Genomic DNA, 12,394 nt, shown 5'->3' with positions numbered 1-12,394 from the left:
TATTAGAATGAGTAAGTAACGCCTCCAATCAGGTTAACACTTTTATTCGGGTAATTTACGAAACGCTCGTATTTCTTTCCAAAAATATTGTTGGCCATCAGGAACACGGTAAAGTTGTTCGTGAACTTATAGTCCGCCTTCAGGTTCAGGTCGATGATAGAGTCGGTCTGACGCAACGCGATGGTACCGTCCGGACGGGTAATACGGCCAAATGAATCCCCAATATAGTAAAGTTCTGAGTTAAACAGAATCTTGTCGTAGAAGTTGTAGGTACCGTAAACGCTGGCCATCAACTCCGGACGATAGAAGGGTTTCTCTAACTCATCAGTGTTATAGCTGTTGTAGTCAGCCTTTAAGCCCAGGCGAATCTCATCAGAATAGTTGAAGGAAGCCTCTGCAAAAACGTTGAAAACATTTGTCACACCGTCGTCATACAGCAGCTCAAACTTAGACGGGTCGGCTTCGGAGTTGTTAAAGAAGTACAGGTTGCGGAAGTTCTGGTAAGCGACACGGCCGTTCAGGTGCACATAGTTGGCCACGTTCGCCTGAAAGCCACCGTAAATCTCCAGCCCTTTGTTTACATCGGCCACCTGCACGTTTGGCGCCAGGTAAGGGTTCTCCTTCGTCAGTTCGTATAAAGTAGTTCTTTGAAGATCACCACCTATACCACCGTAAATCAACAGGTTACCCTCAACAGGCTCCAGCCCTACCTGCACCATCGGGTACACGTTAAAGTTGCGGGCACTGTTCACGTCATCGCCGGTATAGGCCACTTTGGCACCCAGCGTCAGGCGCAACGCATTCAGTTTGCGCTCATAGGCCGCATGCAGTTTAAAGAGGCCACGGCTCACATCGGCAGAGTCCTTGTGCGACAGAACCGACAGGTCTGCGTCTACCTTAAAAGCGGATTCCTCGTCAATGCCGTACTCGCTGCGGAAGTCAACGGCAAAGTTGCTCTCGCTCATATCGTAGTTATCGTTGATATAGCGTAAGCGTGCGTTGGTTTTGTACAGGAAGGGAGCCCCGGATGTCTGGTTGTGAAAGAAACCCTCGGCCTGTATGCGGTTAAACACCTGCTTAATCGTATCGCGGTCTACATCTACGTCGTTCTCAAAGAGTGGCTCATAACCGTAGAAGTAATGCTTCTCCCGGCCGTACTTCAGGTCGCCCCCTACTGTAAAGCCTTTCAAGTAACGCTCTCCGTTCACGCTGATTTCAGACTGTGACACAGCGGAGTTATCTTTATCTACCGGTCCCCTGGAAGAGGAAACATGGCTTACCTGTGCTCCATAGCTGGCAACGTCGCTGCGCTTGTTATGGAAATAGCCTTTCAGGTAAAGCGTGCCGTAGTTGCCGAGGCCGCCCTTCAGGTAGTTGCCGTACAGCTTGGTCAGCTCGTCTTGCTTAATGGTGAGCACGCGCATCTGCAGCTCTATGTCCTGCGACGGCAGGCGGTAGTCCACGAAGCGGTAGCGCACGTTGCGGTCCCCGATCTCCGGTGGGTTAATACGGAACTTCTCGTAATTACGGGCCGCCTGGGGCAACTCAATGACGCGGCTCTTCTCTACCACCACCTCGGCGTCCTCCAGCTTCGTGCCTTCGGACCAGCCTTGGCTCTGCGCCTGCGCGCTGTTTAGGTAGCTGTACCCAACGCTCATTACAATGGCAAGTGAGGCTAATCTTAATTTATTTTTCATGCTAATGAATCTCCTCTTAATCTGAAACTTGGACTAGTTCTGCTGACCTGTGGTGTCTACCGGCGCGTTGGTCGTGTCAATTTCTACCGGCGGCACGGTGGTCTCTACCGGGGCTTTCTGCCCTGGCTGCAGGTTCTGCGGCTGCGCCTGTTGGCTGCTCTTGGCCTTCGTGCCGTCCAGCTTGGCCAGCTTTTGCTTCGCCTCCGCCACAATCTCCTGGTTCGGAGCGTTCTCTATGATGGAGTTAAGCGTGGCGCGCGCCTGGAACATTTCGTTCTGCGCCGCATACACATCCGCAATCAGCAGGAAGGTCTTGCCCAGCCAGAAATCATAGTTGCCAAACTTGTTGCTGAACTCAAAGGCGTGGTCCAGCGCCTCTTTATACTTCTTCTGCTTGTAGAGAATCTCTGAGATGAGGTAATGCGCCTCGGCTCCGTTCACATCATTGGCAGAGGCCGTTGTTTCGCGCAGCTCTGTCAGTGCCTGCTCCATGTTAGCCTGGGCGTAGGTGGCCTTGCCTCTGAACAACAGCGCAGAGTTGTACGCGTTGAGCGACGCATTGCCCTGGCTGATCAGCTCCCCGGCCACACGCTTGGCAGAAGCGTAGTCGTTGGTGCGGTAGTAGCTTTGCATCAGGCCTAGCAGCGCTGTCTGCTGTTCTTTGCGGTTGGTGGCCAGGTCGCGCAGACGGCTGTAGTACTTAATTGCCTCGGTGTAGTTCTTCGCCTCAAACTCCATATCGGCCACACGCTGAATGGCGCGGTTCACAAATTCGGAGCGGTTATTGGCCACAACCTGCTTCATCAGCTTCAGCCCTGCGGCTGCATTGTTGTTGCGCAGGTAGGAGTCGGCGAGGTAGTAACGGGCATCCGGCACAAACGTGCTGTTAGGGTACGCCTTGAGGTAGTTTTCAAGCTTTGTGGCAGCCTGTGCGTAGTTCTGGTTGAAGTATAGCGTCTTAGCCGCCTCGAACTCAATGCTTTCCAGCGCGTTGCTTTCCGGGTTGGCAGATTTATACTTGTCCACGTACTGATCGAACTCGTTGCTGCGGTTCTCCTGCCCCAGCACTTCCTGCAGGCTGTACAGCGCACCGCTGGCCACTTTAGAATCCGGGTACTCGTTAAGCACGCGCTGCTGATCGGCGATAGCCAAATCGTTCTGGCGCAGGTTAGAGTAGGCGATACCGCGCTTCTGCAGCGCGTTCGGCACCAGCTTGCTATCCGGCACACCGTTGATCAGTTTGGTAAAGCCCTGTACGGCCGCCTGGTAATTACCAGCTTCAAAGTCAACCACGGCATACTGGTACATGGCATCGTCGCGGAAGCGGGAGTTCGGGTACTTGTTGATCAGCTCCTGCAGGGCGTCTTTGGCCTTGTCGTTTCGGTTCAGGATGCTCAGCACGGCACCCTTCTGGAACAAGGCGTAGTCGCGGTCCGGGGAACTGCTGGCGATCACGCGCTCATACAGGTTCAGCGCCTCGTTGTAGTTCTTATTTACGTAGTAAGTATCGGCCAGGCGCACCGTCGCATCGTTGTAGTTCGGGTTGCTCGGCTTGATGTTATCCAGGTAGGCTTTGAAGTGTGTCAGGGCCTTATCGTACTCTTTGGTGTTAAAGTACGCGTAGCCAATGCCGTAGCGGGACTTAATGTAATAGTCTTCCTTGGCATTTGGGGCGGTGCGGAACACGGCGGCATAGCTGTTGATGGCATCGTTGTAACGCTGCCCGATGGAATAAGCCTCGCCTTTCACAAAATGGCTGGCGGCTGTCACCTCCTTATCGTACGGGTACTGCAGCGACTTGTCCAGCATGGCTACCGCCTGCGGAAACTTGCTGTCGTTAAACAGGTTGACGCCGTGGTAGTACGTTACCCGCTGATAGGTTTGCAGGATGCGCCAGCTTTTCTTCTCCAGGCTCTCGATGTGGCGAATGGCAGCGGCATAGTCGTTGGAGCCAAAGTACGATTCGCTCAGCAGGCGGTCCGCCTCCTCTCCCTGCTCCGAGTTAGGGAAGTTCTTGTTAAACTCCGCCAGGGAGTTGATGACTTCTCTGAAGTTGCCAAGCTCGAAACTCACCTGCGCATACTTCAGCATGGCCGCCTCGGTCACGTCCTTGTCCTGGTCGTTCTTTCTGGCCTGGTCAAAGGCGGTGAGGGCAAACTGCTTGTTGTCTTCCTTCAGGTAGCTTAGGCCCAGGTAATAGGCTGCATTCTGGCCAAGGGCATCCTTCTTAAGCGCCACCTCCTTAAAGTTGGCAATGGCGTTTTTGTAGTTGTTGTTCTTATAGTCAGTGACGGCAATCTTGTACTGCACCACCGGGTCCAGGCTGCGCTTGCCTTTGGCGTACTGGTTAAAGTAGGTCTCCGCCGTTTTGTAGTCGGCTTTCTGGTAGTACGCATCCCCCACCAACAGGGCAATCTCATCGGCTTGCTGCACCTGTGGCTTTCTGGCCAGGGCCGCTTCCCCGTAGCGGATCACTTCGTAGATATCATTCTCCTTGTAGAGGATCTCCGTGATCATGTAAGGCACGATGTTGGCGTAAGCCTCGTTTTTCTCCGCAATCTTCAGGTCTGCCTTGGCCGCGGCATAATCGCCCTGGCGGTACGAGATGTAGCCGGCGTAGTAGTTGGAGGCGTAGGCAAAGCGGTGCTCGTCCTCTCTGAAGCCCGTGGTCTTGTTCTTGTCGAACCAAATCTTGGCGTTATCAAAGTCCTTGGTGGCAAAGTATGAGTAGCCCAGCTTGAACTCCAGCTCGTTATTCTGCTTAATGCTAAGCAGGTGCGTCGGGGCATCCTTCAGCAGCTCCACCGCCTTCTTGTAGTCTTTCTGCTCAAAGTAGTACAGGCCCAGCTCATAGTTGGCAAGCGCTGTTTTCGGGTGCGTCGGGTACTTCCGCACAAAATCGAGCACTAGCTGCTCCGCATCGGGGTGCAGCAGGTACAGGCCGCTCAGGGCGTAGTAATATTGCGCATCGGCGGTTTTGGCGTCATTTCCGATCAGCTCGATGTACTTCTTAAAGGCTTCCTGCGCCGAGCCATACTTAGCACGGTCAAACAGTTCGATGCCTTCATGGAAGTACCTTTCCTCAGAGGTGAAAACTTGCGTATGCTGCGCCACCACCACATGGGAGCCGCCAGCCAGTACGGATGCAAGTGCTACTTTGTAAGCTATCTTCATATTTACCTGTTCGCCCCGGAGGGCACGTCGTTTTGTTCTGATTAAAGAAGGAAGTATACTTTAAAGTGGCTTCCGCTACTTCTGTCACTACCTCCTTCAAAGTTAGTAATTTTTAGAAAGCAGCCACCGCATTTATCACATTTCTAGCCTTTCAGCCGTTAAATATGGCGGAGCAACTATACAATGGCCGGAGCTCAAAATTATTGCCCGATGTGGATAAATAACCGCTTTCTCAGGAGGCCATGGCGCGTGGCACCGGGTGCAGGATCTTGAACACGAGCTCGCGCAGAATGTCTGCATCGCTCATATCGCCCCCTGTTATACCCTTCACCTGCAGGTCGGCCACCCGCACAAAGTGTATGATGTCGATGCAGCGCTGCAGCGGAAACGCACGGAGGGCCAGCATGTACTCCTTCACCAAAAAGCCCCTGTTGCCCAGGCTCTTGCGAATCCCCTGCTCCGACTTGTCCTGCTGCATGTGCAGCGTCAGCAGCTTGGTGAAAAAGGTGAACAGCAGCGTGAGGTTCGGGATAAGCGGGTTGCTCTTGGGGTTTGCCTCAAAGTAATGGATGATCTGGTTCGCCTTCAGGGCGTCGCGCGCAATCAGGGCCGACTGCAGCTCGAAGATGTTGTACTCCTTGCTGATGCCCACGTTCTCCTGTACCAGCCCCTCGTCCACGGTCGCCCCCGGCTTCAGGTTAATCAGCAGCTTGTCTATCTCATTGGCCAAGCGCGAAAGGTCTGAGCCGATAAACTCACTCAGCAGCAGCACCGCCTGCTGCGAGGCTTTCATGCCTTTGCTCTTGAGGTAGCCGTTTACCCATGCCGGCACCTGGTTGTCGTACAGCTTTTTGGTGGTCAGCAGCACCGCATGTTTGCTTACGGCTTTGGCAAGCGCTTTACGGCCATCCAAGGTTTTGTGCTTGTAGCAGAACACCAGTATGGTCGACGGCAGCGGGTTCTGCAAATACGCCTCCAGCTGCCGCATCCCCTCTTCCTTCTCAATGTCGGCAATGCTTTGCGCCTCCTTCACGATCACCACCGACCGCTCCGACATCATCGGGAAGCGCTTTGCCTGCAGCAGCACCGTCGACACATCCACATCCTTGCCGTACAATACCACCTGGTTAAAGCCCTTCTCGTGCTCCTGCAGGGCATGTTCCTCTATAAAATCGGCGATGGTATCGATGTAGTAAGACTCCTCGCCTTGCAGAAAGTATACCGGCGCGAACTGCCTTTGCTTGAGCTGCTCTAAAATGTTTTCGGGTGTATGGGCCATGGTGTGCTGCTGTGGATGGTGATTAGGCGGAGCGGCATGCATGCGCCTCTCCGCACCTACAAAATTAAGGCATCTGCCGCGAAAAGAAAGTATGGCAAAGGTTATTTCGACAACAGAACTCAAAAGCGGGAAAGCATGTTCTTCCAGGGCAGCTTCTGCATATCCCCTGTTGCTTATTTGTTTATGAAGACCATACTTTCCGGTAGCCTGGCGCTGCTCCTACTGTTATTTTACGCGGCCACGGCAACAGCCGGAGGCAACACACCCTTAGTGCTGAAGCACGAGCCACTCCCCTTCACGCCAAAGGAGTTCTATGTCGCAGAGGTACTTGACAGCCGGGTCGACAAAGCCGCCGTCGCACGGCTTATACCGGGTGGCGCGACAGACCTGGCGGGCGGCGGACATGTGGCCGTACAGGAGTTTATACTTAAAAACCTGCCACAGAATAAAAAACTGCGCCCCATTGTAGTGCGGATCAAGGAGCTGAACATCTCGGAGAAAGCCGGTAAGGCTGGCCGTGTAGAGGGTCAGGCCGTAGTGTCGATGGATTTTGAGCTGAGGCTGAACCAGGATGAAACCGTGCCGCTTACCCAGTATCGCGGCGGCCTGCGTTACGACCGCCCGGCCAGCCAGGAGGACGTGGCCGAACCGGCCTTGCGAAAGGCCCTCGTGCAGTCGCTTACCTTTCTGAATACCTGGATGGACCGCGAGGCAAGCACCAACCCGGCCCTGGCAAAGGACATTAAAGTCATCTTTTCAGACTATGCCGCTTCCGAAACAGCCGACACCGTGTACTATTCTCCGCAACGCCCACTGGCCTGGAGCGATTTTACCGGCAACCCTGCCAAACCAAGCAGGTATGCGGCAGCCGTTTTCCCGAGTTTCTCCTACGAAGGCCGCACAGAGGTAAAGCAGGGCGTCCTGCACCTCTACCTCGACATGAAAGTCTACATGCTGCAAAGCTCCTCCTGGGTGAAGCCCGGAAACAAAGACGCCTACTGCCTTAACCACGAGCAGAAGCATTTCGACATTGCCAAACTGGTGGCGGAGCGGTTCAAGCAAAAGATCACACCGGCAATTCTCTCCGTGGCCGACTACAACAGCATCATTCAGTATCACTTCATTGAGTCTTTCCGGGAGATGAACCAACTACAGGAACAGTACGACACGGAAACGCAGCATGGCCTGAACAAGCAGGCACAGGAGCAGTGGAACAAGCGCATTGCAGAGGAACTAGGAAGCTTATAGCAAGATGATGCAGAGGTGTCGTACAAGCCGTGGTGAAGCGCTTGGGCAGCGGCAACAGCCTCTTCTTGACTTCTACCTCGCTTAAAGAGCCTCTGGTTGAACAACTGCTTTGGAACAGCAGTAAGTTTATAAGCAAAAATTTACGAGCTAAATAGCGCACCCTGTTCTTCCTGCTTACGCTCCACTGCATGAGGTATGGGGGCCAAGCCGCCTCTGCTGAAAAGCCCTGGGAATATAGCAGTTTTGAATAATGTTCCGATCTCCTGCCCCCCTTTCCGCCCCAATCTGCCAACTCTTTTTTATATTTGCCTAGAACAGATGAACTAGGAATAGATGAACCTTATTGAAGAACTGCGATGGAGAGGCATGCTCCATGATTTCATGCCGGGCACAGAAGAACAACTTGCCTCTGAAATGACCTCCGGCTATATCGGTTTCGACCCTACGGCCAAGTCGCTGCACATTGGCAACCTGGCCACCATTATGCTGTTGGTGCACCTGCAGCGTGCCGGGCATAAGCCGTTTGCCCTGGTTGGCGGTGCTACCGGCATGATCGGTGACCCATCCGGAAAGTCAGCGGAGCGCAACCTGCTGGATGAGGAAACCCTCCGCGGGAATCAGGAGGGCATCAAAAAGCAACTGGAGAAATTCCTGGACTTTGACTGCGGCACCAACTCCGCCGAGATCGTAAACAACTACGATTGGTTTAAAGACTTCAGCTTCCTGGGCTTCCTGCGCGAAGTGGGCAAGCACATCACCGTGAACTACATGATGAGCAAGGACTCTGTTAAGAAACGCATCAACGCAGACGAAGAGGGTGACCGTGCCGAAGGGCTCTCTTACACGGAGTTTGCCTACCAACTTATCCAGGGTTACGACTTCTACCACCTCTACAAGAATAAAGGGCTTAAACTACAGATGGGCGCCTCCGACCAGTGGGGCAACATCACGACCGGCACCGAGCTTATCCGCCGTATGGATGGCGGCAAGGCCTTCGCCCTGGTAGGCAAGTTGGTAACGAAGTCGGATGGCACTAAATTTGGCAAGTCGGAAGGCGGCAACGTGTGGCTGGACCCGAACCTTACCTCCCCTTACAAGTTCTACCAGTTCTGGCTGAACCTGTCCGACGAAGAGGCCGAGAAACTGATAAAGGTGTACACGCTGCTTCCGCAGGAGGAGATCGAAAAGATAACCGAAGAGCACAAACAGGCCCCCCACCAGCGTTTGCTACAGAAAGCCCTCGCTAAAGATGTTACAATTCGCGTTCACTCGGAGGAAGACTACAATGCAGCCGTGGATGCCTCTGAAATTTTATTTGGAAAAGGCGATTTAGAGACGCTGAAGGGCCTTAAAGAGGATGTTTTGCTCTCTGTGTTTGAAGGAGTGCCGCAAATTCAGGTGAGCCAGGCAGACTATGCCAGCGCAGCCAATGTCACGGATCTGCTCTCCGACCTGTCGGGCGGGCAGGTGTTCGAGTCGAAGGGCGAAGCCAAGCGCATGATCAAGAACGGCGGGGTAAGCGTAAACCGCCAGAAGGTACAGCACGCCGAGGAGCCGGTAAGCTTCGAACTGCTGCAGGGCAAGTACCTGGTCGTGCAGAAAGGCAAGAAAAACTACTACCTAATTTCCGTTAACTAGCTGAAAGTAAGGGTAAATACAATAAAAAAGGTGGTCTTTGCAGACCACCTTTTTTATTTATACTGTCTTCGGCTAATTACTTAGCAGACTCAGCTTTATCGTTTTTGATATCCTGAACCTCCTTGCGGATGTCCTGTGCCATGTTCTTCAGGTCTTGCATGCCTTTGCGTACGCGCGTACCAGCAGCAGCATTACCTTTGTCGTAGAACTTATCGAAGTCACCTTCCAGGGACATAACCAAGTCCTTCAGTTTGTTAAAGTTGTTCGTCATTAGAGCTATTGTTATAGTGAAACATTTGATTTTATAGCTCTAATATACACATTTGTTACAAACAAGCAAAGATTCAGAAATTTTAATATAAGCCTCTGGAAGCTGCTAGGCCGTAACTGCCGGGCTAGAGTACAAGCCCTTGTCTAGCTTTTGTGCAATTTTTTCAAAGGCGTTGATCGTCTCTTCCACATCCGCCAGTGTGTGCGCAGCCGTTGGGATCAGGCGCAGCATGATCACATCCTTCGGTACTACCGGGTACACCACGATGGAGCAGAAGATGCTGTAGTTCTCGCGCAGGTCCAGCGTCAGTTGCGTTGCGTCCGGAATCTGTCCGTTCAGGAACACAGGCGTAACCGGCGACTCTGTTGTACCGATGTTAAAGCCTTTCTCGCGCAGGCCGCTCTGCAGGGCGTGTACCACCTCCCACAGCTTGTCCTTCAGCTCAGGAGTGGAACGCAGCAGCTCCAGGCGCTTCAGGGCTCCTACCACCAGCGGCATCGGCAGCGACTTAGCGAAAATCTGTGAGCGCATGTTGTAGCGAAGGTACTCTACCACCTGCTCGTTAGAGGCTACAAAGGCACCAATGCTGGCCATAGACTTGGCAAACGTTGAGAAGTAAACGTCTATACCATCCTGGCAGCCCAGGTGCTCACCTGTACCGGCGCCAGTGGCTCCCATGGTTCCGAAGCCGTGGGCATCGTCTACCAGCAGGCGGAAGTTGAATTTCTCTTTCAGGGCTACCACTTCGCGCAGCTTGCCCAGGTTACCGGACATGCCAAACACACCCTCTGTAATCACAAGAATAGCACCACCTGTGTTCTCAGCCCAGCGTGTGGCACGCTCCAGCTGTTTCTCCAGGCTCTCCATATCGTTGTGGCCATACACAAAGCGCTTTCCCTGGTGCAGTCTTACGCCGTCGATAATACAGGCGTGCGACTCGGCATCGTATACTATTACATCGTGGCGGTCAACCAACGCATCAATAATAGACAGCACGCCCTGGTAACCGAAGTTCAGCAACATAGCGTCTTCCTTCTTCACAAAGTCAGCCAGCTCAGACTCCAGTTGCTCATGCAGGTTCGTGTTTCCGGACATGATGCGCGCTCCCATTGGCGTAGCCATACCCCACTCGGCAGCGCCTTCAGCATCAGCTTTGCGCACCTCAGGGTGGTTGGCAAGGCCAAGATAGTTGTTAAGGCTCCAGGTCAACACCTCTTTGCCTCTAAACTTCATTCGTGGAGAAATCTCACCCTCCAGCTTAGGAAACGTAAAGTAACCGTGTGCGTAGTGTGAGTGGCTGCCTAGTGGGCCCCTGTTGGTCAACAACTTTTCAAATAAATCCACTTGTGTAATAATTAGGTTATCGGGATAATTTCAATTCGTTTTTCGCCTCATACCCTATTAAACGAAATTAGGTATAATGCAGCGCAAAGTTATGGTTTATTCGATTCATATACAATCTATACCCTATACTCTCCGGGGCATTTTTACGCACCGTATTTTTAACTTTGGCCTCAAAAGCTTTTCTTTGAAGTAAAATAAACCATAGCATCTGCATGAGAAAGATCAACAAGATACTGGTAGCCAACCGTGGCGAAATTGCCCTGCGGGTAATGCGAACAGCTAAGGAAATGGGTATTAAGACGGTAGCCGTGTACAGCGAGGCCGACCGCAACGCCCTGCACGTGCGCTTTGCCGATGAGGCGGTCTGCGTAGGCGGCCCTAAGTCCAATGAGTCATACCTGCGCGGCGACGTCATTATTCAGGTGTGCAAGGACCTGGGGGTGGATGCCATTCACCCGGGCTATGGTTTCTTGTCGGAGAATGCCGGTTTCGCCAAGGCCGTGCAGGAGGCAGGCCTGATATTTATCGGCCCGTCGCCGGAGGCCATCGACCTGATGGGAAGCAAGCTGGCGGCCAAAGCGGCGGTAGCCAAGTATAACATCCCGATGGTGCCGGGCACCGAGAGCGCCATCACCGATGTGGAGGAAGCCAAGCAAATCGCACAGCAGGTAGGCTTCCCGATCCTGATCAAAGCGAGCGCCGGCGGCGGCGGCAAAGGCATGCGCGTTGTAGAGGACGTTGCCTCTTTTGAGGAGCAGATGAAGCTGGCCGTTAGCGAGGCCACCTCTGCCTTCGGAGACGGCTCTGTGTTTATTGAAAAGTATATCGGTTCGCCGCGCCACATCGAGATTCAGGTGCTGGGCGATACACACGGCAATATTGTGCATCTTTTTGAGCGCGAGTGCTCCATACAGCGCCGCCACCAGAAAGTAATCGAAGAGGCGCCATCTTCTGTGCTTACCCCTGCCCTGCGCGAGGAAATGGGGCGCAACGCGGTGAACGTGGCCAAAGCCTGCGACTATGTTGGCGCCGGCACGGTGGAGTTCCTGCTGGACGAGAATATGAACTTCTACTTCCTGGAGATGAACACGCGCCTGCAGGTGGAGCACCCGGTTACGGAGCAGATTACCGGCCTCGACCTGGTAAAAGAGCAAATACTTATTGCGGAAGGCAACCCGCTTAGCTTTAAGCAGGAAGACCTGGAGATATACGGCCACGCCCTGGAGCTGCGCGTTTACGCCGAAGACCCTGCCAACAACTTCCTGCCGGACATCGGCAAGCTAGAGACGTACAAGCGCCCTCAAGGGCTTGGAGTGCGTGTAGACGACGGCTTTGAGCAAGGGATGGAGATTCCGATCTACTACGACCCGATGATCGCAAAGCTGGTGACGTTCGGTAAAGACCGGCAGGAAGCCATCGACAAGATGCTGCGTGCTATTGAGGAGTACCAGATCACAGGCATAGAAACCACGCTGCCGTTTGGCTCTTATGTGTTACAGCACGAGGCGTTTGTGAGCGGCAACTTCGACACAAAGTTTATCGAGCGCCACTTTAGCCCGGATGTACTGCAGCGGACGCCTGACGAAGGGGCCGACGAGATAGCCGTTGCCCTGGCCGCCATGCTGATGAACAAGCAGAAGCCTGCCACATCCGAGGCCACGGCTCTAAGCGAGACTGCCTCTAGCTGGCGCCGCAACAGAACACGTTAGGCCTTCTCTTCAGCATAAAGTATAAAAGGCGGGG

At 53.5% G+C, this 12,394-nt stretch carries 8 protein-coding genes; 3 read left to right on the top strand and 5 right to left on the bottom strand.

Going from position 1 to position 12,394, the window contains the following annotated elements:
- Window positions 1–2: 2 nt before the first annotated feature.
- The 3 genes from CA264_RS04955 to holA all read right to left on the bottom strand — a co-directional run bounded on the left by CA264_RS04955 (window position 3) and on the right by holA (window position 6,150).
- Entirely contained in the window at window positions 3–1,697 is a 1,695-nt protein-coding gene (locus tag CA264_RS04955) for a porin family protein (protein ID WP_025605115.1), read from the bottom strand.
- Window positions 1,698–1,730: 33 nt separating this feature from the next.
- On the bottom strand, window positions 1,731–4,871 hold the full coding sequence (locus CA264_RS04950) for a tetratricopeptide repeat protein (protein WP_025605113.1): 3,141 nt from the start codon (window positions 4,869–4,871) through the stop codon (window positions 1,731–1,733).
- Between the two features lie 232 nt (window positions 4,872–5,103).
- On the bottom strand, window positions 5,104–6,150 hold the full coding sequence (gene holA, locus CA264_RS04945; protein ID WP_025605111.1) for a DNA polymerase III subunit delta: 1,047 nt from the start codon (window positions 6,148–6,150) through the stop codon (window positions 5,104–5,106).
- 183 nt (window positions 6,151–6,333) lie between these two features.
- Between holA and CA264_RS04940 the strand changes: the two genes are divergently transcribed.
- A complete protein-coding gene (locus CA264_RS04940; RefSeq protein ID WP_036775595.1) occupies window positions 6,334–7,398 on the top strand; it encodes a hypothetical protein in 1,065 nt (354 codons plus the stop codon).
- A gap of 333 nt (window positions 7,399–7,731) precedes the next feature.
- Complete coding sequence (tyrS, locus tag CA264_RS04935) at window positions 7,732–9,036, top strand: tyrosine--tRNA ligase (protein WP_025605109.1); 1,305 nt, start codon at window positions 7,732–7,734, stop codon at window positions 9,034–9,036.
- 76 nt (window positions 9,037–9,112) lie between these two features.
- Here tyrS and CA264_RS04930 read toward each other — a convergent pair whose 3' ends face one another.
- Both CA264_RS04930 and CA264_RS04925 read right to left on the bottom strand, forming a co-directional pair.
- A complete protein-coding gene (locus CA264_RS04930) occupies window positions 9,113–9,307 on the bottom strand; it encodes a hypothetical protein (protein WP_025605108.1) in 195 nt (64 codons plus the stop codon).
- A 105-nt stretch (window positions 9,308–9,412) separates the two neighbouring features.
- Window positions 9,413–10,651: an aminotransferase class I/II-fold pyridoxal phosphate-dependent enzyme gene (locus CA264_RS04925; protein ID WP_025605106.1), complete on the bottom strand. Its 1,239-nt coding sequence runs from the start codon at window positions 10,649–10,651 to the stop codon at window positions 9,413–9,415.
- Window positions 10,652–10,863: 212 nt separating this feature from the next.
- On the opposite strand from CA264_RS04925, the gene accC reads away from it, so the two are divergent.
- Window positions 10,864–12,360, top strand: coding sequence for an acetyl-CoA carboxylase biotin carboxylase subunit (accC, locus tag CA264_RS04920; RefSeq protein ID WP_025605104.1), 1,497 nt, complete (start codon window positions 10,864–10,866; stop codon window positions 12,358–12,360).
- Window positions 12,361–12,394 lie beyond the last annotated feature (34 nt).

Source organism: Pontibacter actiniarum (assembly GCF_003585765.1).
Taxonomy (GTDB): Bacteria; Bacteroidota; Bacteroidia; order Cytophagales; family Hymenobacteraceae; genus Pontibacter; species Pontibacter actiniarum.
This window is presented reverse-complemented; position numbering and strand designations above follow the sequence as displayed.